Source organism: Bacillus sp. SLBN-46 (assembly GCF_031453555.1).
GTDB lineage: Bacteria > Bacillota > Bacilli > Bacillales > Cytobacillaceae > Neobacillus.
This window is the reverse complement of the sequence record NZ_JAVIZM010000001.1, coordinates 4,340,951-4,367,120: the sequence shown is the minus strand read 5'-3', so window position 1 is coordinate 4,367,120 and position 26,170 is coordinate 4,340,951. Positions and strand designations below refer to the sequence as shown.

Sequence of the window (26,170 nt, the reverse complement as noted above, 5' to 3'; positions counted from 1 at the left end):
TTAAGCATTATAATGATGTAAAACATGCGGGATGTCCATAGGGGGAGTGAAGGGTGAAAAACGGTGACAGAAGTATTGTATTTATTGGGTTTATGGGGGTTGGAAAGACAACAGTTGGTAAACTTGTGGCCAAAAAACTTAATCGTCCATTTATCGATATAGATGAAGAAATTGAAAAGGAATATCAAATGCCAGTCTCACAAATTTTTAATCAAATTGGTGAGAAGGATTTTAGACAGAGAGAGAAAGGTTTGATTTCCAATCTAGCTGAACAAGAGCAGAAGATTATTTCTGTTGGCGGGGGTGCTTTTTTACAGGAAGAAATCAGACAAGTATGCTTAACTTCATGCATTGTCATTTACCTCAATTTATCATTGGAAAACTGGAAAAATAGATTGGATTTGATTATTGAGAGCCGGCCTGTGTTACAAGGTAAATCAAAAGAGGAAATGGAAGATTTATTTTATACAAGACAAGCAATCTATTCACAGCATCATTTAAAAATAGAAACAGATAACAAAGCTCCAAATGAAATTGCAGACGAAATAGTCGATACACTAGTAACGAACTTCGGCGTAAAGAAAAGGTGAAGAAGATGACACGAAAAGCAATTACCGTTAAAGGGATTACGATTGGAAAAGGCCAGCCCAAAATATGTGTTTCAATGATGGGAAGTTCATTGGCACAGCTACTTGAGGAAGCCGAGCATTTCAAAACTCTCGAAGCGGACGTGGTGGAATGGCGTGTTGATTTTTTTGACCAGGTTGAACAAATTGATGCAGTGAAAGAAGCATTAAGGGAAATTCGTGCGGTTTTATCAGAGATCCCCCTGATATTCACTTTTAGAAGTGCAAAAGAGGGTGGCGAAAAGGAAATCAGCACGGATTATTACTTTGAGTTAAACCAGTCCATGGTAGAAACAGGATTAGTAGACCTGATTGATATGGAATTGTTTAATGATGAGGAAGCTGTCAAAGCCTTCATTGAAGCAGCACATAGGCAAGGAGTCTATGTAATCATCTCGAATCATGACTTTCATCAAACCCCTCCAAAGGAAGAAATTATTTCTCGGTTGTGTAAAGCGCAGGAATTGGGCGGAGATATCCCTAAAATTGCAGTGATGCCAACTAGTTCAACCGATGTGCTAACACTCTTAGAGGCCACTAATACAATGAATGAACAATTCGCTGATCGACCATTTATTACAATGTCGATGGCAGGCAAGGGGGTCATTAGTCGATTGGCAGGAGAGGTATTTGGTTCAGCCCTAACGTTTGGTGCGGCGAAAAAGGCTTCTGCTCCAGGACAGGTGCCCGTCAAGGAATTACGCGGCGTTTTAAACTTGTTACATGCTAACTTATAAAAATGGAACAAAATTAGCGATGAAGAATGTTGTCCTTTCTTTATTCTTGAAAAAGCCAGTATAATCAAGAATAGGAGTTGAGACCAAATGAATAAAAAAGATATCGCTAATATCCGAAAGCAATTTAAACTAGACAATTACAATCTGCAAATTCGAGAAATCTTTAATGTGTATGTCCAAAAGGAATCGGGTGAGATTTATCATCAAGTCAGTCAGCCGTTTCCAATGTTAGAACAGGAAACACAGGAATTGTTTTTAGCTAACTTTAAAAAAGTGTTAACAGGTCAACTTGATGCTAAACTGTTTGAGCTGAAATTCATGCGGGATGTGGAAGACAGCACCCAAATGTTCCTTTACGAAGGATTACAACAAGAAACAACGGAAGACTGGAAAGAATACATGTTGGAAATCGTCGTGAAAATGTTTGCTAACACGGTTTATGAATTTGATACCGTAGTGACGTTTATCCGCGGAGAATATCGAAAACCGACCCGAAAACGTAACGCGGAATCTGAAGAAGGCGGGGATGACCAGGTCTATTCCAACGGGTTTATTCTATGCAGCCTCAATAAAACGGATGTGCCGAAAAAAGCCCTGATGTTTGATTATATTGAGAAGGAATACAAATCCTACAATGTCTTTGATCCCATTATTAATTTAGATTCTCCCTTATCTGGCTTCCTTTTCCCTGCTTTAAATGATAATGCAGCGGATGTAAACCGTATTCTCTACTGTGCAGGGAAAGCAAATCAACCGGATTTTAGATTTATGGAAGAAGTGCTTAATTGTGAAGAGATTATAACTGCCCAGGAAGACAAGGACTGTTTCGATTTCATTTTAAAAGAAGTGATCGGAGACGAAGTGGATCCACGCGTGATTTCCAATGTGTATGTGGAAATTGATAAGTTGGTTCAGGAGAATCAAGAGAATGAAGAAAGTGAAATCCCTACGTTGGATTCTCGGGATATTGAACGTATTTTAACGGTTAGCGGCGTTGAAAATGTAGAGACGGCTAAAGTGGAACATGCCCTTAAGGCAATCGTTGATGATGAAAAACACGAATTTAAGGCCAGCAGCTTAGTTCCGAAAACCATCAAAATTGAGACAAAGGTGGCCAATCTTTCCATCAACCCAAAAGACCTGAAATATGTAAAATACATTACGTTCCAAGGAAAACGGTGCCTATTGTTGGAAATAGATGAAGACGTGGTCGTGGAGGGTTTCCGACTAGAAGAATCAGAGACATACTAATGTGTTCTAGACTTTGAAGGGAATGGTCTGCGGACCAGATGGTTTTTGAAAGCAGGATGTTTCCTGCTTTTTTTTGTGAGCTTATCGAGTTGGGAATTGGTTTCCAGTTTTTGTAGAATTACTCCTTTAATTTGTAGAATAAATTGAAATTTTGTAGAATTCCTTCTCGATTTTGTAGAATTCCTTCCTCAATATATAGAATTTTCTTCTTAATCTTGTTCTAAAACAAAAAATGCATGAAACCTACTATTTATTCTCTCAAGTTTTTCGGAACTACGCTTTTCTCAAACGAAGTTCTCTCAGTGCAGGGGTGCCCATGGCGCTTTTTTATTTGGACGGTAATTTATAATTTATTTACTATACAAAGAGTATTATTCGAGTTAAAATAACAATAAGCATATAATTCCAATGAGAAAGGTTGGTTTTTAAATGTCAGAAGCTATTCGTTCAATTCCTCGTCCTCTTGTAAAGACAAATCAAGGGGTGATTGTTATAAGTGTATTGTTAGCATGGTTCTCTGGTTTGGAGTGGTTTTTATTGATCCCGTTACTCTCAGGACTTAGTGGACTTTTTTTAGGATTTAATCCGATTATGCAGCTAGGAAAACTATTTTTAAAGAAGGAGCCAAAGGCGTATATTCCTGAAGATTGGGAGCAGCAGCAATTTAATCAAACGATTGCTGTAATTTGCCTCGGTATTGGTTTTATCAGCTTTTTACTAGGGTGGAATTTCATCGGATATATATTCACCATTATGGTGGCACTAGCAGCATTCGTGGCCATTCTCGGTTTTTGTGTTGGCTGTTTTATCCACTTCCAGTGGAATCAATATAAATATAGACGAACTCTTCAACACTAAAAAGTTATGTTTTTTATAAACGAAGCTCTTGCTCCTAGGCAAGGGCTTTTTTAGCGAGTATGCATGGATTCTGTATAATCTTACGTACAAATATGTAAGCGTTTTCAAAATTAAATATGATAATTTTCAGTTAAAAGCGAAAATTTGGCGATTTTTATATTGAATAATTATATATGTGTATGTATAATAATTCATTATGTAAGCAACGTGGGAGTTGAAGAAATGAAAGCAGCAATCATTGGTGGAACAGGGTATGGGTCTGTAGAACTTATTCGCTTGATTCAGAAGCATCCATACTTGGAGGTTGGTTCAGTAGTATCCAACTCTAAAGCGGGCTATAGCTTTAGTGAAACATATCCTCATCTTTCTGAAATAATGGATCAACCATTAGAGACATTTGATGCAAAACGATTAGCTGAAACGAACGATATTACTTTCCTTGCTACTCCATCTGGTGTCAGTAGTAAGCTTGTTCCGCAGCTGCTAGAGCAAGGTATGAAATGTATTGATCTGTCAGGCGACTTTCGATTACGGTCAGGCGCAGAATACGAAACCTGGTACAATCACACACCTGCAGATGAGCAGTATTTAGAAAAAGCAATTTACGGTTTAAGTGAGATTTATAGCGAAAAAATTAAGAATGCTAATTTAATAGCCAATCCAGGCTGTTATCCTACCGCATCCAGTTTGGGCCTACTCCCAATCTTAAAATCGCAGCTAGCTGATAAAAACTCAATCATCATTGACGCGAAATCAGGCGTCTCAGGCGCAGGTAGAGGATTATCATTAATCGCACACTACGCCGAAATCAACGAAAACTTTAAAGCTTATAAACTAGGAAAACATCAACACATTCCAGAAATTGAGCAAGTCCTTACAGATGAGAGTGGAGATTCCATCACGGTTTCCTTTACTACCCACCTTGTCCCAATGACACGAGGAATCATGTGTACGATGTATGTGAATCTAAAAGAAAAAATTTCAACAAAAAAAGTTTTCGATTTATATAAACAATTTTATCAAGACTCTCATTTTATAAGGGTACGGCCTGAGGGATCGATCCCTTCTACAAAAGAAGTATCCGGGTCAAACTATTGTGATATTGGGCTACATGTCGATGAACGAACCAACCGCTTAACGATTATCTCTGTTATCGATAATTTAGTTAAAGGAGCGGCTGGGCAGGCAATCCAAAATGTGAACTTGATGAATGGTTGGGATGAACAAACGGGGTTAACCGATATACCAATGTATCCATAGGAAAAATCGAACCATAGGGGATTTGAAGGGGGAAATTAAATTGACACAAGCAACATCAACAAGTGAAATTGTGGTACTAGAAGAAGGAAGTGTCACCTTGCCAAAGGGGTATAAAGCAGGTGGCATGCACTGTGGAATTAAAAGAAAACGACTCGATTTAGGCTACATTGTATCGGAAGTTCCAGCAACCGCTGCAGGCGTGTATACCACAAATATTTTTCAAGCAGCGCCTTTATTAATTACTCAGGAAAGTGTAGCAAAAGAAAATAAACTCCAAGCCATTATTGTTAATTCAGGTAACGCCAATGCTTGTACAGGGGAACAAGGATTACTTGATGCCTATACCATGCAAAAGGATTTTGCAAATGAACTAGGAATTGAAGAGCATCTTGTTGCAGTGACTTCCACAGGGGTCATCGGAGAACTAATGCCGATGGAAAAAGTAAAAGCAGGGATTACAGAGATCCTTAATAAAGAATACGAAAATGAGAGCTTGTTTAAACAAGCCATCCTAACTACTGATACATGTGTCAAACATACAGCGGTGCAAATGACTATCGATGGAAAAACAGTTAGCATCGGTGGCGCCTCAAAGGGTTCTGGAATGATCCATCCAAACATGGCTACTATGCTTGGGTTCGTAACTACAGATGCAAACATAGCGCAGGAAGACCTGTTGGCAGCCCTTCGTGACGTCACCAATCAAACTTTCAATATGATTACGGTTGATGGCGATACAAGTACGAATGACATGGTTCTCGTCTTGGCCAATGGGTTAGCAGAAAACAGTCAACTAACCAAGGTCCATCCGGATTGGGATGTGTTTAAACAGGGTTTGAAAATGGTTTGTGAATCACTTGCTAAAAAGATCGCACGAGATGGCGAGGGGGCTACCAAGCTAGTAGAAGTTCAAGTGACTGGCTCTTATAGCCGAAATGCAGCAAGTGCTGTCGGTAAAGCTATTATTTCTTCTAACCTAGTAAAAACAGCTATTTATGGAACAGATCCAAACTGGGGAAGAATTGTGACGGCAATTGGCTACAGTGGTGTTCCTGTAGAACCGAATGCCATTAAGGTAGCAATCGGACCCTATACGGTATTCGAAAACGGGCTACCAAACATGTTTGTAGAAGAAGAGGTTAAAGAATACTTACAACTTGATGTTATTAAAATACATGTTGAATTAAACCAAGGTGAATTTAGTGCAACTGCTTGGGGATGCGACCTTACCTACGATTACGTAAAAATAAATGCATCCTACCGCACGTAAGGGAGGACGAAAATGAAATACCTAGTCATTAAGTGTGGCGGAAGTGTGTTAGAAAATCTGCCAAGATCTTTTTATGAAGATGTCGTTCAGATGCATCAATCAGGTGAATGGACACCTATCATTGTTCATGGCGGAGGTCCTCTCATAACGTCCTTATTAAAAAATTTAAATGTGGAAACAACTTTTGTAAATGGTTTACGTGTAACCAACCATGACGTGCTAGATATTGTGGAAATGGTTCTGAGTGGTTCGGTTAATAAGCTAGTTGTCAGAAACCTAGTCGAGGTAGGCGGAAATGCTTTTGGCATAAGTGGAGTAGACGGCGGATTATTGAAAGCAGTTCCGACATCTGATGCAAAAACGTTAGGGTTTGTGGGTGAAGTAGTTGGTGTAAATCAAAGTGTCATTGAAGGAATCGTCAATCAAGGGTATATACCGGTTATTTCTCCCATCGGCATTGATGCGAGTGGTCAACGCTACAATATCAATGGAGACATAGCAGCTAGCGCGATTGCAAAAGCACTGGGAGCCAATCTTTGTTTTATTAGTGATATTCCAGGGATTTTAATTGAAAAAAATGGTGTGAAAACAAAGCTTGATAAAGCAACCAAATCAACCATTGAAGAACTAATCGACAATCAAACCATTTACGGTGGCATGATTCCAAAGGTAAAGGCTGCCATAGACGGCCTTGTTCACAACATACCTGAAGTGGGGATTATCAATGGTTTTGATAAAAATAGTCTGATAGATTACACAGCAGGTAAAGATATTGGTACAAAAATTGTCTTAGAAGAGGAGATTGCGTAAATGGTAAACGATACTTCCGTTTCTCTATCCTCCCCAATAATGGCCACATACAGCCGTTTCCCGGTCACGTTAGTAAAGGGAAAAGGAAGTTATGTGTGGGACGATCAAGGGAAGCAATATTTAGATTTCACGTCTGGGATTGCAACCTGTAATTTAGGTCATGTTCCAGATGCTATAAAAGAAAAACTGGAGGAACAACTGCAAAACCTATGGCACTGTACAAACCTCTATCATATTCCCAATCAGGAAAAGCTCGCAGCACTGCTTACTGCTAATAGCTGTGGGGACCAAGTTTTCTTCTGTAATAGTGGGGCAGAAGCAAATGAAGCAGCGATTAAGCTAGCAAGAAGATATGCAAACAAGGTAAAGGGAAGCGGGTCATCTGAAGTGGTGACTTTTCAACAATCTTTCCACGGTAGAACACTGGCAACCTTAACAGCAACCGGTCAAGAAAAAATCCAACAGGGTTTTTCACCACTTATGCCAGGTTTTAGTTATCTTCCATTCAATGATGAAGAAGCGCTTGAAGAGCTAACCACACGAAAGCCTGCAGCTGTCCTACTAGAGCTTGTCCAAGGTGAGGGCGGAGTCATACCTGCAAACCATGAATGGGTAAAAAAACTAGCAGCAATTTGTAAGGATAACGGTATCCTGCTGATGGTCGATGAAATCCAAACGGGAATCGGGAGAACGGGTACACTCTTTGCTTATGAACAGTACGGAATTGAACCAGATGTCATTAGTCTTGCAAAGGGGCTAGGATCAGGTTTCCCCATTGGAGCCATCATCGCAAAAGAAGAAGCGTCCAAGGGATTTGAACCGGGCAGCCATGGCAGTACTTTTGGTGGGAATCCACTAGCGACGGCTGCTGGACTGGCAACTGTTACTCATATACTAGAAACCAACTTACTAAAACAAGTGAACGAAGTCGTAACATACCTTGATAGTCAGCTGGAAATGTTGAAGGGAAAATACGAGTTTATTAAAAATATACGTGGTAAAGGACTGCTAAAGGGACTGCTTGTTGAAACGAACGCACTTGATATCGTACAAAAAGCGATTGCAAACAACCTTCTTATTTTAACAGCCGGACCGAATGTCGTTCGCATTTTACCACCATTAACGGTAACAAAAGAAGAGATAAATGAATTTATTGAAGCATTGGAAAAAACTTTCCAAGGTATAGAGAAAGGCGAGTGAGTGTTTTTGGAACAGGGATACCTTACTTTGGAAACGGGAGAAGTGTTTGAAGGTGTACTAATTGGTGCAGAAAAGGATTCTCTCGGGGAAGTAGTTTTTAATACAAGTATGACCGGCTATCAGGAAATCATCACGGATCCCTCCTACGCTGGGCAAATGATTACATTCTGCTACCCGATAATTGGAAGCTATGGAATCAATGCAATGGACGATGAAAGCATTACACCCGCTTTATCAGCGGTAATCATTAGTGATTTATGTGAAACACCAAGTCATTATCAATCCATTCATAAATTTTCAGAAAAACTGAAGCAAGCAGACGTCCCGGGAATCGCCGGTGTTGATACAAGACTCCTTGTTAAAACCATTCGCAGCCGCGGGACAGTCAAAGGCTATTTAAGCAAAACAAAACAAGGAGATTTTTCTGCAAACGAAAGATCAACGTTATGGGTGGAGAAAGTATCCACTAAGAAGATGCAATATTTTAATAATAGAGGCCCACATGTGGTATTAATGGACTACGGCTTTAAAAAGTCGATCCTTACTGCTCTATTAGAAGAAAATTGTGCAGTTACAGTGGTTCCTTATTATACTCCTTTTGAAAAAGTAAAATCCTTGAATCCTGATGGTGTTCTATTTAGCAACGGACCTGGAGATCCAATGGATTTAAAGAAATGGTTCCCAGAAATTAAAAAAATTAGCCAGCATTATCCTACACTTGGAATTTGTTTAGGCCACCAGCTAATCGCTTTAGCATATGGGGCAAAAACAGCAAAGCTTGCCTATGGTCATAGGGGCGGTAATCACCCGGTGAAAGAGATTATGACTGGAAAAGTGAAAATAACGGCACAAAATCATGGGTATGTCGTTGTTGACGATAGCATCGACCAAACGGTCTTTGATGTTACCTACAGAAATGTAAATGATCAATCAATTGAAGGACTAAAACATCAAAGCTATCCAATCCAAACGGTGCAATTTCATCCGGAAGCACATCCCGGACCGAGCGATACCGCACACATTATTAAAGAATTCGTAAGCCAGATAGCTTCATTGGGAGAGACCGTGTATGCCATTAAATAAAAACTTAAAAAAAGTACTTGTCATTGGGTCTGGTCCAATTGTCATTGGTCAGGCAGCAGAATTTGATTATGCCGGAACACAAGCTTGTATCGCCTTGAAAGAGGAAGGAATTGAAGTTGTTTTAATTAATAATAATCCGGCAACCATTATGACTGATGAGGCCATTGCCGATAAGGTATATATTGAACCTTTAAACGTGGCTACAATCGAAAAAATCATTCAAAAAGAAAAGCCCGATGGAGTCATTGGCACCCTAGGGGGGCAAACAGGCTTAAATTTAACCGTTCAGTTATATGAACAAAAGATTTTAGAAAAATACGATGTAGAGCTATTAGGAACTTCGGTTGAATCAATCAAAAACGGTGAAGACCGGGAAAGATTCCGTAATCTCATGCTTACAATCGGCGAACCTATTCCTGAATCTGCTATTATTCACAGCTTTGAAGAAGGAGTACAGTTCGTTCAAGAAATCGGATTTCCAGTAATCATTCGCCCAGCCTATACATTAGGGGGAGAGGGCGGGGGCTTCGCTCACACCTTCGATGAACTTGAAATCGTCTTGAAAAAAGGGCTAGCTGCGAGTCCAATTGGTCAGGTACTGGTTGAAAAAAGTATTAAAGGCTGGAAAGAAATCGAGTACGAAGTCATGCGTGATGCAAATGACACGTGCATCATTGTGTGTAATATGGAAAACATGGATCCTGTCGGCGTTCATACCGGGGATTCCATTGTAGTTGCTCCATCACAGACATTGAATGACGTTCAATATCAAATGCTACGTGATGTTTCCATTAAAGTCATTAGAGAATTAGAAATCATCGGAGGCTGCAATATTCAGTTTGCACTTCACCCAGAATCCAATCAGTACTATATTATCGAAGTAAATCCACGGGTGAGCCGTTCATCAGCACTTGCCTCAAAAGCAACGGGTTATCCGATTGCGCGGATGGCAGCAAAGTGTGCGATTGGGTACCATTTGGATGAGATTGTGAATCCAATAACAGGTAACACGTTTGCTTCATTTGAGCCAGCGATTGATTATATTGTGGTAAAACTACCTCGCTTCCCATTTGATAAGTTTCCAGAGGCAGACCGTACACTTGGAACGCAAATGAAAGCAACAGGTGAAGTAATGGCAATTGACCGCACATTTGAGGGGGCTTTAAACAAAGCCATTCGGTCAATGGAGATGAATGTGTATGGTCTTTGTCTTGAGGGGAATAAAACAGCAGAAGATGCCACCCTTTATGATCTTCTTACAACAGCAAATGACAGACGGTTATTCATCATTGCCGAATGCTTTAGAAGAGGGATTACTCTTGAAAAAATACAGCAGTTAACCGAGATTGATCCATGGTTTTTACACAAAATTAGTTCAATCGTTGCGATTGAAAAGGAATTGGCATCCTATCAATGGGAGCAAGTTCCTGTCCTCCTGCTTAAACAAGCAAAACGAAATAATGTGTCCGATAAACTTTTATCGGAAATATACGATATTCCTGAAAAACAGATTCGTAAAAAGTGGAAAGAATTAAACTTGAAACCTGGCTATAAAATGGTTGATACCTGTTCAGCAGAATTTGATGCTATCACACCTTACTACTATTCTACGTGGCATGGTTTTGACGAAGTAGAAGTAACTAATAAGAAGAAGATTCTTGTTATTGGTTCTGGTCCGATTCGAATTGGTCAAGGAATCGAATTTGATTATTGTTCTGTCCATGCGGCAAAAGCGATTAAGAAGAACGGCTATGAAGCCGTTGTCATAAATAACAACCCAGAAACAGTTAGTACAGACTACTCAATTGCGGATCGTCTATATTTTGAACCTCTTGCAGCGGAAGATGTTCTGCATGTAATTGAGAAGGAAAAGGTTGACGGGGTCTTGATTCAATTTGGCGGACAAACGGCGATTAATTTGGCTCATTCTTTAGAAGAAGAAGGAGTGACCATTTTAGGTACCTCTGTTAAAAATGTCGATCGTTTAGAAGATCGAAAGCAATTCTATCAGTTGCTTGAAGACTTAAATATTCCCCATATTGAGGGTCAAACAGTCTCACACCAAGATGAATTGAAGGAAGCAGCAGAAAAATTAGGCTACCCAGTTCTTGTTCGTCCATCGTATGTGATTGGCGGTCAATCGATGTTTACTATTTTTTCAGAAGAAGAGCTTAGCCAATATATTGTGCAGCTTGAGGGGAACTCGCAAGCATCCATGTGGCCATTATTAGTAGATAAATATTTACCTGGTTTAGAATGTGAGATTGATGTTATTTGTGACGGTGGAACGATTGTGGTTCCTGGTATTTTTGAGCATATTGAAAAAGCTGGAGTCCACTCTGGTGATAGTATCACGGTATTCCCGCCGATTTCTCTAACAGCAAAAGTCAAAGAAACATTAATTGATTATGCAGGGAAGATTGCCAAGTCAGCTTCTGTCATTGGGATGATGAACATTCAATTTGTCATCTATGAAGATGAAGTCTATGTACTAGAAGTGAACCCGCGCTCGTCAAGAACCGTGCCAATTATCAGCAAGGTAACAGGCGTTCCGATGATTGAGTGGGCAACAAGTGTTCAATTGGGTCAATCGTTAACCAAGTTATCACCAACTGAAGGGTTACTACCTGAACCGAACTACTATTCTGTAAAAACACCAGTGTTTTCATCGAGTAAGTTAAAAGGTGTTGATCATGTGCTTGGGCCAGAAATGAAATCAACGGGTGAAGCCCTGGGAATGGGAGTAACGTTTCAAGCGGCTTTAGAAAAGTCGATTCTCTCACTGGGTGAAGAGACAGAGAAAAATTATCTGTTTTGCTCCATTTCGGACCGTGAGAAGCCTGCTAGTCTTGCAATTATTAAACAATTTATCGATAAAAATTACAAAATTGCTGCTACAGAAGGAACAGCAATTTTCCTCCAGGATAACGGAATCCCTGTTGAGGTAGTGGTCAAGGATGATACGGATGTAAGCAACTTTTTCCGAAAGCAGTTAATCAAAGCAGTCATCAATATTCCGAATCAAGGTCGAAATAAAATGAAATTTGGTTTTCAAATTCGTGAGCATGCTGTTCGTTACAAAATACCTGTATTTACCCATTTAGATACGATTGAGGCGACATTTGGGCTGCAGAAAGGTTCTCCCTCTGAATACCAAGTGCGGACGGTTAGTGAATATTACAATATTGAAAAAGAAGGTGCCGTTCATGGTAGAAGCAATTAAATCGAACGAAAAAAATAACCCGCAACTGAAGGGGAAAGATTTTTTACAGCTATCGGATTTCACTTCTGATGAAATCCTTTACCTGTTAAATGACGCGCTTGAACTAAAGCAAATGCAAAAGCAAGGGAAACCGCATCCTTTCTTAAGTGGAAAAGTGTTAGGAATGATTTTCGAGAAGTCATCTACCCGTACTAGGGTTTCGTTTGAAGTAGGAATGCTGCAGCTTGGGGGGCATGCGATTTTCCTAAGCTCAAAAGACATTCAGCTTGGACGTGGGGAAAGTATTTCCGATACAGCTAAAGTGTTATCACGCTATGTGGATGGAATCATGATTCGAACGTTTTCACATGACTCTGTAAAAGAATTAGCAGAGCACGCTACTGTTCCAGTGATGAATGGGTTAACCGATTTGCAGCATCCAACCCAGGTATTAGCTGACCTTTTAACCATTCTTGAGCACAAAGGGAAATTAGAAGGGTTAAAGCTTTGCTATATTGGAGATGGAAATAATAATATGGCCCATTCGTTAATGGAAGGGGCAGTAAAGGTAGGAATGGATGTTAGTATCGCCAGCCCGCCGGGTTATTTACCTGATGGGAAAATTACGGAGGCAGCTATTAAAGAGGGCATGCAAACAGGAAGTTCAGTTGTCATTACAAATAATCCACTTGAAGCGATTAAAGACGCGGATGTCGTCGTAACAGACGTCTGGACCAGCATGGGGCAGGAAGAAGAAACGGAAAAAAGATTGAAGGCGTTTGAAGGCTTTCAAGTCAATGAAGAACTATGCAAACAGGCTAAAGCTGATTATATCTTTTTACACTGTCTACCTGCTCATCGCGATGAAGAAGTAACGGCAGATATTATTGACGGTACTCATTCAGTCGTATTTGATGAAGCTGAGAACCGCCTGCATGCGCAAAAAGCAATTTTAAAACATTTATTAGCATAATAGTTTCACTTTTTGTGAGAGTTGTTGTATAATAATTCTATTGATTGAATAAAAATTCACAAAAGCACGAGGAGAATACAGATGGCAAAAGAAAAAATTGTTTTAGCATATTCAGGTGGTTTAGATACATCCGTTTCGGTTAAATGGATCCAAGAAAAATACGGTTATGATGTCATTGCACTAGGTCTAGATGTAGGTGAAGGAAAAGACTTAGAAGCTATTAAAAATAAGGCATTAAATGTTGGAGCCGTTAAAGCATATATGATCGATGCAAAAGAATTATTGGCAAAGGAATATATTTTACCAGCTTTAAAGGCTAATTGTTTATATGAAGGTAAATATCCATTATCTTCAGCCCTTTCCCGTCCACTTATCTCAAAACTATTAGTAGAGGTGGCGGAAAAAGAAGGTGCTTCAGCTGTTGCTCATGGCTGTACAGGAAAAGGCAATGACCAAGTCCGTTTCGAAGTGTCCATTCAAGCATTAAACCCAAGCCTAAAGGTGGTTGCTCCTGTTCGTGAATGGGGAATGACACGGGATGAAGAAATTAAATATGCTGAGGAAAACGGTATTCCGATTCCAGTAGATTTAGATAATCCTTTTTCCATTGATGCAAACATTTGGGGACGTGCTTGTGAAGCAGGAGTACTTGAAGATCCATGGGCAGAAGCGCCTGAAGCAGCATTCGATTGGACGAATCCGATTGAACTAACTCCAGATGCCGCTGAATATGTAGAAATTGAATTCGAACAAGGGGTTCCTGTTGCCCTTAATGGTGAGAAGCTTCCACTAGTTCAGTTAATTGAAACGTTAAACGCACTGGGTGGTAAGCACGGTGTGGGCCGTATCGACCATATTGAAAATAGATTAGTAGGAATTAAATCAAGAGAAGTGTATGAAAATCCGGCTGCACTCATTTTAATCAATGCGCATAAGGAATTAGAATTCTTAACATTAACTCGTGAGGTTACTCAATTTAAGACACAAGTGGAGCAGCAGATGGCAAAGATTATTTATGAAGGTCTTTGGTATTCTCCGATCAAACCAGCACTTGATGCGTTTATTGAAGAAACACAAAAGACTGTTACAGGAACGATTCGTGTAAAGCTTCATAAAGGAAATCACACAGTTGTAGGCCGTAAGTCTCCATTTAGCTTATACAACGAGGAGCTAGCAACCTATTCAAAAGGTGATGCATTCGATCACAATGCTGCTGTTGGCTTTATTAAGATTTGGGGCTTACCAACAAAGGTATATTCAGAGGTTACTAAAAAAGAAACGATTGTAAAATAATTCGGATTGCCCTCGAATCCTATTTCGGGGGCTATCTTCTTTCATTTTAAGGGGGAGCATGGCATGTCTAAGTTATGGGGCGGACGATTTACAAAGGAAACCAACAAGCTCGTAGAAGAATTTACAGCATCCATATCTTTTGATCAAAAGTTAGCAAAAGAGGATATTGCCGGAAGCCTGGCACATGTGCAAATGCTTGGTGAATGTGGCATTATCCCAGTTGAGGATGCTGAAAAAATTAAGGACGGCCTTCTTGCGATTCAAAAAATGGTTCATGCAAACGAAGTAGAGTTTTTGGTAGAAGATGAAGATATTCACATGAATATCGAAAAGCTGTTGATAGAAAAAATCGGACCGGTGGGCGGTAAGCTACATACGGGGCGTAGCCGAAATGATCAAGTAGCTACTGATATGCACCTTTATTTAAGAACAAAAACAACGGAATTAATTAAATTGCTCGAAGATGTTCAGGAAGCTTTAGTCGAGCAGGCAAAAGAACATGTCCAAACCTTAATTCCAGGCTACACTCACCTCCAGCGTGCGCAGCCTGTATCGTTTGCTCACCATTTAATGGCATATTTTTGGATGTTCGAACGTGATAAAGAGAGACTGATTGATAGTTTGAAACGGGTGAACTGGCTTCCGCTTGGTTCGGGTGCGTTGGCAGGAACTACTTTTCCTATCAACCGTGAACGTGTAGCAGAACTACTAGGCTTTGAAACGGTGTATCCAAACAGTATGGATGCTGTCAGCGACCGTGATTTTATTCTTGAATTTCTATCAATTGGTTCTATCATCATGACGCATATTTCTCGTTTCTCCGAAGAATTAGTGATCTGGTCCAGCCAGGAGTTCCAATTTGTTGAACTGGATGATTCCTTCTGCACAGGCTCAAGTATTATGCCGCAAAAGAAAAATCCAGACGTACCAGAGCTGCTTCGTGGAAAAACAGGACGTACGTATGGCAATTTGATTGGGCTGCTGACGGTCCTTAAAGGATTGCCTCTAGCCTACAATAAGGACTTACAAGAAGATAAAGAAGGTATGTTTGATACGGTAGAAACATTGGAAGGTTCTTTGAAACTTTTAGCTCCAATGATTGAAACGATGACTGTTAAAAAAGATGTGATGCGAAAAGCGATTAACAATGACTTTTCGAATGCTACGGATATTGCAGATTATCTGGTAACTAAGGGGTTACCGTTCCGTGAGGCCCATGAAGTCATTGGAAAAATTGTTTTATACTCAATCCAGTCCAATAAGTTTTTACTAGATTTAAGCTTTGAAGAATATCAAGAGTTTAGTCCTTTATTTGAAGAGGATATTTACGAGGTTTTAGCGCCGGAACACGTAGTTGCGGTTCGAAACAGCTTTGGCGGCACGGCTCCAGAGCAGGTTGGGAAGCAAATTCAGCTTGCTGAGGGGAAATTGAAGCGTTAAAAGTATGGGAAACTCGCCATTGGCGGGTTTCTTTTTGCTGTAAAAAAGGGTGGATGGCGATATCTACACACTTTTGCGTTTTATCTACACGTTTTTTAGAGATATCTACACACTTTTACCATTTATCTACACACTTTAATAATATATCTACACAAAATCATGATTTATCTACAAATGTAATAAACTTTACCAAAGAATAGTTGCCCTTTTAAATATATAGTTGGAAGAGATACAATAGGTCTATGAATATTGTGCTGGAGGAGTGAATTCCCATTAGCGGTTTTCTTTTTGATTTACTAATTGATTTAGTAGGGGGAGTCATTGAATTTCTCATTCCTGAATGGTCCCCAAAATCGAAGTTTGAAAAGAATATAATCAGATTAAGGGAAGAAGACTGGTTTACTTCACTAGAAAAGGATGTTAGATACTCATATATCATTCACCAAAATAGGAAGGTGAAACGGTTCTTAAGCAATGAGAATAATATCAAAATAATCACCAGTATGGATTTTGAGAGGGAGAATTTTATCAACTTAGTAAAAGAAGAGCATGCCAAATTTACAGGTGTACGATCGTAATAAATTGAAAGAATATATTGACATTTAATACTGCATCAACTACAATTCTCTTTATAACTTGGTAAATTAATGAAAATCAAATAAAAACTCTTATCCAGAGTGGTGGAGGGACTAGGCCCGATGAAACCCGGCAACCTTCAAGGTATTCCTTGAAAAGGTGCTAATTCCTGCAGGTTATTTTTAACCTGATAGATAAGAGGAGGAAACTTACCCTCTTCTTATAGAAGAGGGTTTTTCTTTTTGAAAAATAAACAGTCTCGTGTCAAAAATGTGTAGTGAAGGGATGGATGTATGTGTCTGTAATTAAAGTGGCAATCCTTGGATTTGGAACAGTTGGTGAAGGAGTATATCGAACAATACAATCACACAGTGAGGAGCTTACAGCTACATTGGGCAAAAAGGTTGAAGTTGCCGCTGTTCTTATCAGAAACACGCAAAAGAAAAGAAATATTAGTGAAAATGTATTAGTAACAACAGAATTTGCGGATATCTTAAATCTCGAACAGCTTGATGTTGTTGTGGAGGCTATTGTCGATAAAGAGCCGACATTTACATTTTTAAAATCAGCCATACAGCGGGGCTGCCACATCATTACAGCTAATAAGGAAATGTTTGCCCATCACGGGAAAGAACTGCTTGAGCTCGCAGCGGAGAAAAATGTTTCTGTTGGATTTGAAGCCACTGTAGCAGGTGGAATTCCAGTCATACAAACACTTAGACAGCTTTTAAATATTAATCGTGTCAAGCAGGTCCGAGGAATTCTAAATGGAACTTCCAATTTTATTCTTTCAGAAATGAGGGAAAAGAAGCAGTCATTTGCACAGGCACTAGTATTAGCACAAGAGAATGGCTATGCTGAAGCTGATCCAACAAATGACGTGGAGGGCTTTGATGCCTTTTATAAAACCATGATTTTAAGCAGACTCGCTTTTGGAGAAGAACCAAATTGGCAGGATGTTGACCGCGAAGGAATTACATCCATAACAAGTGAATTGATTGAAGCTGCAGAAACGGCGGGGCTAAGGTTTAAGCATATTGCAAGTATAACAAGGCTAGGCGGTCAAATTAAAGCAACAGTAAAACCAGCTCTCGTGGGAAAAGAGCATCCATTTTACCATGTAGAAGGAGTTCAGAACGCAGTAAATGTCTACTCGGATATTGTAGGGGAAATTACACTTCAGGGGCCGGGAGCTGGAATGTTTCCTACGGCGAGTGCTGTCATTGAGGATTTAGTCTATGTGTGTCAAAATCCTCCGGGAAAACGCACTGTTACACGTTCTCAAGAAGTGGTAACTGAATTTAGTAAAAATGATAAGCAGGAAACCTGGCTAGTGCACGGATTGACGCATAAACCAATCACTCCAGCAATTACTTGGATTGAGGAAGTGGAAGAAGGAACGCATGTCATCAGAGCATCAAGCAAAGAGGTAATACAGCTGGCAAAACAACAAAAAAACCTCGTGTATTTTCCAATAATAGGAGAGTACGAGCGAGTGAAACAGGTAAAAGCTGCGCTTAAGGCATTGTAATAAGTGTACAAATAAAAAAGAGCCATGCTGCTCTTTTTTTGTTTGTACAACTTCTAAAAACTTAATTCAATAGTCACGGTTCCACCATAATTATCCACTGTATTATCCACATCAAAAGTCCCGTTTTAAAGGTATTCCACAGACTTATTCACAATATCCACAAAAATCAGAATAATTATCCACAAGTATGTACAAACCTGTTTCTAATATAAACAACTTAATAAGTTCACATTCTATTCAATTTTCTAACATTAATATGTTAAGAAACTGTGAAAGCCGTTGTCATTTAAAATACAGGAGAGTATATTAAAAGTGTAGAGAGGATAGTGAAATAATTCACAAACAAAGAAGCACAAACTAACTTCCCTACACGACACAGCTAGCTGAACACCCCCTCATCGAAAGGGGAAAGAACTTATCATTACATTATTTTGTGAAAATATTCACAAATAAAACAATTGGAGATGATTGTGATGAGATGGTACAAAACCCCTCAAGCAGCCGTTGTTTGGACTGTTTTAAGAGTTTGGCTTGGATTACAGTGGATTGAAGCAGGTTATCATAAATTAACAGGTGGATTTGATGCTGGCGGATTTTTAAAAGGTGCACTCGCCAATGCAACTGGCGATCATCCAGCAGTGCAGGCTTGGTACGCAGATTTCTTACAACAATTTGCTATTCCAAATGTTCAAATCTTTAACGTATTAATTCCTTGGGGAGAATTACTTGTTGGTTTAGGATTAATTGTCGGATTAGCCACTCTTCCAGCATTAATCGCCGGTGCATTTATGAACTTAAACTTCATGCTGGCAGGTACAACAAGCACGAACCCAATTCTTTATACAGCAGCAATGATTCTTCTCTTCGTAGGAACAGGTGCTTATTACTTCGGACTTGACCGTTATGCAGTCCCTTTCATCAAAGGCTATATCAAGAAGGCACCTGCAAGGAATGTGAATACCAACTAACAGTAGTACCGAGTTCTAACAGCTCAGCACGCTGAAGCCTCTCATTAGAGCTCGCTGATATACCATTTATTTCCCCCTTTTATATACTTTAAGAAGCAGGGCAAAAGCCTGCTTCTCTTTTTTTATGCTTATCTTTTCTTATTCTTTACACGCTGGTTTGCGGCATTAGCACGGGCTTGTGCTTCAAGATCTGCATGATCAGCAAATTCTTGTGAGTATTCTACATCGTTTCCATCTGTTTTCATATTTTTCGGTGTTTGTGGAAGTGATGCTTTATTATTTTTGTGAGAACCTCCATTATGCATTCGACCCATTACTAAAACCCCTTTCAAATTCAGCTAGAGGGAGAAAGATATCTCTCACTCCCTAATAGCTTTTACAATTAGAAAGGGGCTCATTAATGGAAAAACTTTAAATTAATTTTTGGTATAAGTATAGAATTCTGTCACTTACAGCTTAGTTTTGCTGTCATGATAGCCGGCGGCACGGTCAGCCATCTTAAAATCACGCTGGTATAAAACCTCTTGTGTACTTGTTAAGGTATATTTACCTCTACCCAAATCTTTTTTCTTTTTTCCCGCCATTTTGCTCATTCCTTTCAACATTTTTGGTTTGTTAATTGTCATCAAGCTAAGTGGTAAAAATGAAGCACTAAATATATGTACTTATTTCCATTTTTACCTTTTGAGGAAGGAATGATACTTTATTTAAGAAAATATATTTTTTAATGCTTTTTCTAAATTAGGGTACTGAAATTGGAATCCATGATCTAAAAGTTTATTCGGTAAAACCTTTTGCCCATCTACCACTAAGGTGCTCATTTCACCAAGGAGCAAACGAAGGGCAAAGCTAGGTACAGGAAGCCAGTGTGGTCGATGCAAGACTTCAGCAAGCGTTTTGCCAAAATCGCTCATCCTCACAGGATGTGGAGCAGTGAAATTTACAGGACCTTGAATTTGTTTATTTTCAATTGCAAAGAGTATACCTTTCACTACATCCTCAAGATGAATCCATGACATCCACTGTTTACCACTTCCAATATTGCCTCCTATAAACCACTTATAAGGCATCAGCATCTTTGGAAGAGCGCCAGCATCCTTTTCAAGAATGATACCAAATCTGCATAAGACCGGTCTAATTCCTAATGGAACCGCCTTGCTTGCCTCTTGTTCCCACTTTACAACTGTTTCTGCTAAAAAATCCGTGCCTAGTTTTTCGTTATTTTCAGTAAATACTTTTGTTTCTGAGGTTCCGTAAATACCAATCGCACTGGCGTTAATAAGCGCCTGCGGTTTCCGATCTAATTTGTTTATTATGTCTAGGACTGCATCGACTGCTTCCATTCGACTAGATAAAATTTTACTTTTTCTCTCTTCGGTCCAGCGCCCGCTGTTAATCGACTCACCTGCGAGGTTAATAAAGATATCCGTATCTTGGAGGTCCATAACAGGGTTCGCATCATCAGTTAACCATTGAGTATATCGAATGTTGGCCTTCTCGTTAGATTTTCTTGCCTGGCGAGTTAAAATAACTATTTCATGTTCATACTTACTTAGTTCATTGACAAGTGCCCTTCCAACAAAGCCTGTTCCACCTGCAATTGCAATTTTCATGTAGTAGACCTCCTTTTGCTTTATTTTACCTTATTTTAATAGGCTTTGTTAAATTTGTCTGTTGATTTCCGTTCCAGTCGCTTCGCTTTCCGCGGGCGTTCCGGGAGCCTCCTCGTCGTTCCTCCTGCGGGGTCTCCCGAGACCGCTACTCCCGCAGGAGTCTTCGCGCCTTCCACTCCAATCAACAGGTTATAAAAATCAACATTGTTCTTTAACACAGCCTTTTAATAAAAAAGTATGGTAAAGTGAAAGTGAGGTGAAGGAAATGGCCATTATTACGAAAATCACCACACAGCAAAAAAATGTAGACCGTTTTAACGTTTTTATGGATTATGGCAAGGGCAAGGGTGAAGAATTTGCCTTTAGTGTCGACAGCGATGTGTTAATTAAATTCAATTTAAAAAAAGGGATGGAGCTTGATGATTTTTCTTTCTTGGAAATTCAGTATCAAGACGATATCCGTAAGGCCTACAACTTAGCGGTCAATTATCTGGCAAGAAGGATGAGGTCGGAAAAAGAAATCAAGGATTACCTTTTAAAAAAGGAACTTGATGAACCCGTCATTAACGAGGTTCTCCATAGGTTAATCTCGCAAAAATATATTAATGATCAGGAATATGCCTTGGCTTATGTAAGGACCCAGGCGAATACGACAGATAAAGGTCCTGATTTAATTAGGTTAGAGTTAAAGGAAAAAGGGATTGGAGAGGGGACTCTTATGCAAGCAATAGAGGAGTATCCCCGAGAGCAGCAGATTGAAAAAGCAACAAAAATGAGCGAAAAGTTTTTTCAAAAAAATTCAAAGGATTCCTTAAAAATTCAGAAGCAGAAGCTAGAAAATTTACTCTTAAGAAAAGGGTATCCCTTTGAGGTCATAGGAATTGCAGTGAATGAAGCAAAAGTTGAAAAAGAAGAAGATGAGGAAATGGAAGCGGTCCGGTTCCAAGGTGAAAAAACCCATCGAAAGTATGCGCATTTAAGTGGGTATGAATACCAACAAAAGATGAAACAAGCTTTATATCGTAAAGGATTTTCAATGGATAATATCGAGAGATTTCTTTCTGAGATAGAAAGTGAAGAAAATTAAAGAGTAGGGGACAGACTGAGTGAAGCCTGTCCTCTTATTTATTAGCCTTATTTACTCTCAATAATAATAGAATCCTGATCGATTTGATCCATAATAATTTCCGCTACTTCCTTTGCTGTCCTAAATCGTGATTTGTCTGAAACATGAGTGCTTTCGTCCCAAAATGGCGTGTCCATCCCGCCCATGTAAACAGCGTTAAATTTGATTCCAGAACCTTCGTATTCCTTTTGTAGACTTTCTGTAAATCCTCTTACAGCAAATTTGCTGGCAACATACACTGCCTCATTTACTTTCCCGCGCAAGCCCGCAGTAGAAATAATATTCATGATTCGCCCTTCTCCATTTTGGGATAAAAGTGGAAGAATGGCTTTTGTCATCAAAATCGTTCCCCATACATTCGTCTCAAGCATTTCTTTTATTTGTGTATGATCCATCTCCGTAAACGGTCCAAAATGACCGATACCTGCGTTGTTGACCAAGCCGGCTATTTGGTAACGCTCATTTACTTCACTTAGTTTTGAACCAACCTCTTCATTATCTGAAATATCAAGTGATAAGATATCTGCGTTTCCACCCAATGCTTCTATCTCCTGCTTTGCTCGGGCTAGCTTTTCAATGGTTCTTCCAACCAATAGAAGGTGATACCCTTTTTTTGAAAATAAGAAAGCTAATTCTTTGCCTAAGCCTGAGCCTGCCCCAGTTACAATCATTGTTTTCATAGTGTGCTCTCCTTTGTGTGAGTTTTAAGCCTTTATTAATCCTATAAAAATTACTATACTAAAAAAAGAAGATAAAGGGGAGTGAATTGGATGCAGCAGGAGAAACGATACAGTGATATGACAGAGCATGAGTTAAAACAGGAAATTGCTTCACTTCAAGAAAAAGCACGAAAAGCTGAACAAATGGGAATGGTTAGTGAGTATGCTGTGCTTGAAAGAAAGGTACAAATGGCAAGAGCGTATCTGATTAATCCAGAATCGTTTCAACCAGGCGAAATATATGAAATTGAAGGCGATCCAGGCCAATATTTTAAAATTGACTATATGAACGGTGTGTTTGCTTGGGGATATCGTTTAAAAGGCGATGGAAAAGAAGAGGCTCTCCCGATTTCTATGTTAAAAGGGCTAAAATGAAGACAAACCAGAGAGAGATCTCTGGCTTGTCTAATAAACGGGTAGTTATGAGTACTGAGGGGATTCGTCATCGCGTTCCCCTGAAGCACGCATACGCTCTTGTGGATGGGTATTGATGGTGCCATCGGCTCTTTTAGAAGCATATTCTGCTTTCGCTCTTGGCTCGCCCTCTAACTTATTATTATTTTGATTAGGAAAATTCGTTTCTTTATTTCTCATGCTGTACCTCCATTTTGGGAATGAGAAAAACGTGAAAAGCAAAGGCGGCATCTCAGTGCTTACCACGTAATGTTAGTATTCGCGCTTTTCACATGGGTTATGTTATAAGAAAATGGCAATGAGGTGAGTGTATGAAAGTGTATCAGGAAGAATTAACAAGGTTGTTGTTAGAAAAAAATAACGAATTATCCTTTGACCAAGCAAGGACCTGGGTGGAATTGCTTTGGGATGATTTCGAAACCAGTTATGCAAAAGCTGGCAGGGAGTATAAGGGCAGTGAAATGACTGAGAAAATTGTGAGGCAATGGATTGAGAATTATGGAAATAGACTTCATGATTTCATCGCCACCAATCCGAAATATAAACATTTTTTAAATCAGGAAAAGAATCAAACAAATTAAAAGAAAACTCGCCACAACGAGTTTTCTTTTTTCATGATATTAATTTGATATAATACTTAGTTTTTTTCTTAGTTTTTTTTCACTAAACACCCAGCCTGTATAGGAGCTAATCGGATTTAAATCACAATCTAACTGAACGACGGCGACGAACGGGTAGTGCCCATTGCTTCGGTATCGAAGATCGATGAACCGCACCTCGTAAAAATTATCGTATTCATCCACTTCCCATCGGTAAACAGGGGAGAAGGATAGAAAGGCGGACAGATTTTTATCTTTTTTGGCTGCCTCAATAACAGGTGTATTGGGTACAGGAATACGTTTGAATTGATCTAAGATCTCCACTTTACCGTCGATTGCTCTACCTACAAAAAATTGTTTCTTGTTCATAGCGGCAATCCGCCAATGATGAAACTTCATAGTAGGAGCGATAATAATTTCCGTTGCATCTGGAATCAAAGTTCTTACTTCCACTAATACTCTTTTCTTGGCTTGATATCGCTTTAAATAGTAGCCCAAGATGACCAAATACATGATGGAAAAGGTAATACCTGGATTTGCTCCAATAACCCAAATGAGAATTCCAACAACATGAATCCCAAAGATAAAAGGGTCAAAGGTATTGATGACCCCTAAAGCAACCCATTTTGAGGAAAAAGGTCGCAATGCTTGCGTCCCGTAGGCATTAAAGATATCAACAAAAACATGAATAAATACTGCTGCAAAGGTCCAAGCCCATAGATGAAGAAGATTAGCATGAGGGAAAAAAGGATAGACCACTGCTAAAATCACAAGCGGCCATAATAGAACCGCCGGAATGGAATGCGTAACTCCTCGATGATTACGTATATAGATAGCATTATTTCTAAGCTTTAAAACCGTGTCAATATCTGGTATTTGAGATCCGGCGATTGTTGCAATCAACACACTGGTAGCAGTGGCATGGCTGCTAGCTACAACAGGGTCAAGTGTAGCAAGACCGCCAAGAGCAATGCCCATTACAACATGAGTTCCAGTATCCAAAAGGATAGCCTCCTTCTATGAATTAGGTTCTTGTCAAAATCGACAAATTCGCTTATTGTAAAACGAAATGCATATTATTATATTCCCTTTTTTCATTGTGTTTAACAATCTGGAGGACTAAAAGTTATGATAATTGAACAAGAAAATTCAGAAAAAATCAATATAAATGCTTTTCAAAATGATCTCATTTCCTGGTTTCATGCTGAACAACGAGATTTACCTTGGAGAAAGGACCAGGATCCTTACAAGGTTTGGGTTTCAGAAATCATGTTACAACAAACAAGAGTCGATACAGTTATACCCTACTTTAATCGTTTTATAGAATGGTTTCCCACGATTGAAGACTTAGCTGAAGCAGAAGAGGAGAAAGTCCTAAAGGCTTGGGAGGGTCTAGGCTATTATTCCAGAGTTAGAAATCTTCAATCTGCCGTTAGGGAAGTAAAAGAGAAATATAATGGGGTAGTGCCGAACACACCAGAGGATATTTCTTCTCTTAAGGGAGTGGGACCCTATACTGCGGGTGCCATTTTAAGCATTGCCTATGGAATTCCAGAGCCAGCTGTTGATGGAAATGTGATGAGGGTATTATCACGAATTTTGTTAATTCGGGAAGATATTGCGAAGGCTTCTTCAAGAAAGATTTTTGAAAAGGCAGTTCGAGATATCATTTCACATGAAGACCCCTCTGCATTTAACCAAGCATTAATGGAATTGGGGGCTTTAATTTGTACACCGACTTCTCCTTCTTGTTTATTGTGTCCTGTTCGTGAGCATTGTCATGCCTTTCATGAAGGTGCCCAAGAAGAACTTCCAATCAAAACGAAAAAGGTCAAAACACGAGATGTGCAACTAGCAGCAGCGGTCGTTGAAGACGAAAATGGGAAAATACTCATTCATAAACGGCCAGCTAGTGGCCTACTCGCTAATTTATGGGAGTTTCCAACTGTAGAGCTTCATCACCCATTACAAAATGAACGAAAGCAGATTGTTAAATTGTTTAAACAATCATTGGATTTAGACATTCAATTTGGTCAGATAATCGGGCAAATTGAACATGTTTTTTCGCACCTAGTATGGAATATCAAGGTGTATACCGGTACTATTAAACATTTTGTACCGGAAAGTGAAGAGTGGAAATTTGTAACACTTGAAGAAATGAAAGAATACGCTTTTCCTGTACCATATCAAAAAATGTTTAAGCTGTCACGAGATTATAAAAACGAATGAACGCCGTGAAACGGCGTTCATTTTTTAATCGTACGTAATTTTAGTCCCGTGAGTATAATCTGCTTCTTGTCTTTTCATGCCCCCGCGGTTTTCAATTTCTTCGATGATTTCTCGATGAATGGTTTGTCCCTCGCTGTTTAAATAAGGGGCTATTTGTTGCAAGGAATGATGAAAAAAAGCAAGCTCACTATTTTGCCAATCCGTCTTAGGCATCATAGAAAGCTCAGTCATATCTCTTCCTACATACATAATCTTACCTCTCCTTTCAATCATTTTGCCATTAGTTTTCTATATTAATTGTCTTCTATTCATGGAAAAGCTAAAATGAAATGAAAAGCGCGCAGCTATGCGTGGGAGATATACACTTAACCAATTTGAACTTGAAAAAAGAA

General features: G+C 39.3%; 26 protein-coding genes and 1 riboswitch. Of the genes, 19 read left to right on the top strand and 7 right to left on the bottom strand.

Going from position 1 to position 26,170, the window contains the following annotated elements:
• The first annotated feature begins 53 nt into the window (after positions 1 to 53).
• The 15 genes from QFZ87_RS22285 (at position 54) to QFZ87_RS22215 (ending at position 19,078) form a co-directional block, all read left to right on the top strand.
• Complete coding sequence (locus QFZ87_RS22285) at positions 54 to 590, top strand: shikimate kinase (protein ID WP_309866365.1); 537 nt, start codon at positions 54 to 56, stop codon at positions 588 to 590.
• A gap of 5 nt (positions 591 to 595) precedes the next feature.
• Positions 596 to 1,363 (top strand): type I 3-dehydroquinate dehydratase, encoded by a 768-nt coding sequence (gene aroD, locus QFZ87_RS22280; protein WP_309866362.1) that lies wholly within the window; start codon positions 596 to 598, stop codon positions 1,361 to 1,363.
• A gap of 87 nt (positions 1,364 to 1,450) precedes the next feature.
• Positions 1,451 to 2,614 (top strand): DUF4317 domain-containing protein, encoded by a 1,164-nt coding sequence (locus tag QFZ87_RS22275; protein WP_309866359.1) that lies wholly within the window; start codon positions 1,451 to 1,453, stop codon positions 2,612 to 2,614.
• Positions 2,615 to 3,043: 429 nt separating this feature from the next.
• Complete coding sequence (locus tag QFZ87_RS22270; RefSeq protein WP_309866355.1) at positions 3,044 to 3,472, top strand: DUF4395 domain-containing protein; 429 nt, start codon at positions 3,044 to 3,046, stop codon at positions 3,470 to 3,472.
• A gap of 222 nt (positions 3,473 to 3,694) precedes the next feature.
• Positions 3,695 to 4,732 carry an N-acetyl-gamma-glutamyl-phosphate reductase gene (gene argC / locus QFZ87_RS22265; protein WP_309866352.1) on the top strand — a complete coding sequence of 346 codons (1,038 nt, stop codon included), beginning with the start codon at positions 3,695 to 3,697 and terminating at the stop codon, positions 4,730 to 4,732.
• Positions 4,733 to 4,772: 40 nt separating this feature from the next.
• Positions 4,773 to 6,002 carry a bifunctional ornithine acetyltransferase/N-acetylglutamate synthase gene (gene argJ / locus QFZ87_RS22260; RefSeq protein WP_309866350.1) on the top strand — a complete coding sequence of 410 codons (1,230 nt, stop codon included), beginning with the start codon at positions 4,773 to 4,775 and terminating at the stop codon, positions 6,000 to 6,002.
• Positions 6,003 to 6,014: 12 nt separating this feature from the next.
• Positions 6,015 to 6,812 (top strand): acetylglutamate kinase, encoded by a 798-nt coding sequence (gene argB, locus QFZ87_RS22255; RefSeq protein WP_309866348.1) that lies wholly within the window; start codon positions 6,015 to 6,017, stop codon positions 6,810 to 6,812.
• Complete coding sequence (locus QFZ87_RS22250) at positions 6,813 to 8,012, top strand: acetylornithine transaminase (protein ID WP_309866345.1); 1,200 nt, start codon at positions 6,813 to 6,815, stop codon at positions 8,010 to 8,012.
• A 6-nt stretch (positions 8,013 to 8,018) separates the two neighbouring features.
• Positions 8,019 to 9,095, top strand: coding sequence for a carbamoyl phosphate synthase small subunit (locus QFZ87_RS22245; RefSeq protein WP_309868044.1), 1,077 nt, complete (start codon positions 8,019 to 8,021; stop codon positions 9,093 to 9,095).
• Positions 9,082 to 12,318 (top strand): carbamoyl-phosphate synthase (glutamine-hydrolyzing) large subunit, encoded by a 3,237-nt coding sequence (carB, locus tag QFZ87_RS22240; RefSeq protein ID WP_309866342.1) that lies wholly within the window; start codon positions 9,082 to 9,084, stop codon positions 12,316 to 12,318. The genes QFZ87_RS22245 and carB overlap by 14 nt, the downstream gene beginning before the upstream one ends.
• Entirely contained in the window at positions 12,302 to 13,270 is a 969-nt protein-coding gene (gene argF, locus QFZ87_RS22235) for an ornithine carbamoyltransferase (protein WP_309866339.1), read from the top strand. Before carB ends, argF begins: the two co-directional genes overlap by 17 nt.
• Before the next feature lie 81 nt (positions 13,271 to 13,351).
• Positions 13,352 to 14,563: an argininosuccinate synthase gene (locus QFZ87_RS22230; protein ID WP_309866335.1), complete on the top strand. Its 1,212-nt coding sequence runs from the start codon at positions 13,352 to 13,354 to the stop codon at positions 14,561 to 14,563.
• Positions 14,564 to 14,626: 63 nt separating this feature from the next.
• The gene (argH, locus tag QFZ87_RS22225; RefSeq protein WP_309866332.1) at positions 14,627 to 16,003 is read left to right on the top strand and encodes an argininosuccinate lyase; all 1,377 of its coding nucleotides are present in this window, start codon (positions 14,627 to 14,629) and stop codon (positions 16,001 to 16,003) included.
• A 665-nt stretch (positions 16,004 to 16,668) separates the two neighbouring features.
• Positions 16,669 to 16,780: riboswitch (SAM riboswitch) on the top strand.
• Positions 16,781 to 16,874: 94 nt separating this feature from the next.
• Positions 16,875 to 18,110: a homoserine dehydrogenase gene (locus QFZ87_RS22220; RefSeq protein WP_309866330.1), complete on the top strand. Its 1,236-nt coding sequence runs from the start codon at positions 16,875 to 16,877 to the stop codon at positions 18,108 to 18,110.
• Between the two features lie 473 nt (positions 18,111 to 18,583).
• The gene (locus tag QFZ87_RS22215; RefSeq protein WP_309866327.1) at positions 18,584 to 19,078 is read left to right on the top strand and encodes a DoxX family protein; all 495 of its coding nucleotides are present in this window, start codon (positions 18,584 to 18,586) and stop codon (positions 19,076 to 19,078) included.
• 128 nt (positions 19,079 to 19,206) lie between these two features.
• Here the strand turns inward: QFZ87_RS22215 and QFZ87_RS22210 are convergent, their stop codons facing one another.
• The 3 genes from QFZ87_RS22210 to QFZ87_RS22200 form a co-directional block, all read right to left on the bottom strand.
• Complete coding sequence (locus QFZ87_RS22210) at positions 19,207 to 19,392, bottom strand: YfhD family protein (RefSeq protein WP_308080776.1); 186 nt, start codon at positions 19,390 to 19,392, stop codon at positions 19,207 to 19,209.
• Positions 19,393 to 19,527: 135 nt separating this feature from the next.
• Positions 19,528 to 19,662: a YfhE family protein gene (locus QFZ87_RS22205; RefSeq protein WP_308080775.1), complete on the bottom strand. Its 135-nt coding sequence runs from the start codon at positions 19,660 to 19,662 to the stop codon at positions 19,528 to 19,530.
• Positions 19,663 to 19,785: 123 nt separating this feature from the next.
• Entirely contained in the window at positions 19,786 to 20,691 is a 906-nt protein-coding gene (locus QFZ87_RS22200; protein ID WP_309866323.1) for a TIGR01777 family oxidoreductase, read from the bottom strand.
• 265 nt (positions 20,692 to 20,956) lie between these two features.
• Between QFZ87_RS22200 and recX the strand changes: the two genes are divergently transcribed.
• Entirely contained in the window at positions 20,957 to 21,778 is an 822-nt protein-coding gene (gene recX / locus QFZ87_RS22195; protein ID WP_309866320.1) for a recombination regulator RecX, read from the top strand.
• 47 nt (positions 21,779 to 21,825) lie between these two features.
• Here recX and QFZ87_RS22190 read toward each other — a convergent pair whose 3' ends face one another.
• Positions 21,826 to 22,497: an SDR family NAD(P)-dependent oxidoreductase gene (locus tag QFZ87_RS22190; RefSeq protein WP_309866317.1), complete on the bottom strand. Its 672-nt coding sequence runs from the start codon at positions 22,495 to 22,497 to the stop codon at positions 21,826 to 21,828.
• 90 nt (positions 22,498 to 22,587) lie between these two features.
• Between QFZ87_RS22190 and QFZ87_RS22185 the strand changes: the two genes are divergently transcribed.
• Positions 22,588 to 22,911 (top strand): YfhH family protein, encoded by a 324-nt coding sequence (locus QFZ87_RS22185; protein WP_309866314.1) that lies wholly within the window; start codon positions 22,588 to 22,590, stop codon positions 22,909 to 22,911.
• Between the two features lie 45 nt (positions 22,912 to 22,956).
• On the opposite strand, the gene QFZ87_RS22180 is transcribed toward QFZ87_RS22185, so the two are convergent.
• Positions 22,957 to 23,130 (bottom strand): small, acid-soluble spore protein K, encoded by a 174-nt coding sequence (locus tag QFZ87_RS22180; RefSeq protein ID WP_309866312.1) that lies wholly within the window; start codon positions 23,128 to 23,130, stop codon positions 22,957 to 22,959.
• 131 nt (positions 23,131 to 23,261) lie between these two features.
• On the opposite strand from QFZ87_RS22180, the gene QFZ87_RS22175 reads away from it, so the two are divergent.
• On the top strand, positions 23,262 to 23,531 hold the full coding sequence (locus QFZ87_RS22175; protein WP_309866309.1) for a YfhJ family protein: 270 nt from the start codon (positions 23,262 to 23,264) through the stop codon (positions 23,529 to 23,531).
• Positions 23,532 to 23,570: 39 nt separating this feature from the next.
• Here the strand turns inward: QFZ87_RS22175 and QFZ87_RS22170 are convergent, their stop codons facing one another.
• Entirely contained in the window at positions 23,571 to 24,551 is a 981-nt protein-coding gene (locus tag QFZ87_RS22170) for a metal-dependent hydrolase (RefSeq protein ID WP_309866307.1), read from the bottom strand.
• Positions 24,552 to 24,677: 126 nt separating this feature from the next.
• Between QFZ87_RS22170 and mutY the strand changes: the two genes are divergently transcribed.
• Positions 24,678 to 25,778 (top strand): A/G-specific adenine glycosylase, encoded by a 1,101-nt coding sequence (gene mutY / locus QFZ87_RS22165; RefSeq protein WP_309866305.1) that lies wholly within the window; start codon positions 24,678 to 24,680, stop codon positions 25,776 to 25,778.
• A gap of 24 nt (positions 25,779 to 25,802) precedes the next feature.
• On the opposite strand, the gene QFZ87_RS22160 is transcribed toward mutY, so the two are convergent.
• Positions 25,803 to 26,027 carry a hypothetical protein gene (locus tag QFZ87_RS22160; RefSeq protein ID WP_308080766.1) on the bottom strand — a complete coding sequence of 75 codons (225 nt, stop codon included), beginning with the start codon at positions 26,025 to 26,027 and terminating at the stop codon, positions 25,803 to 25,805.
• Between the last annotated feature and the right edge of the window lie 143 nt (positions 26,028 to 26,170).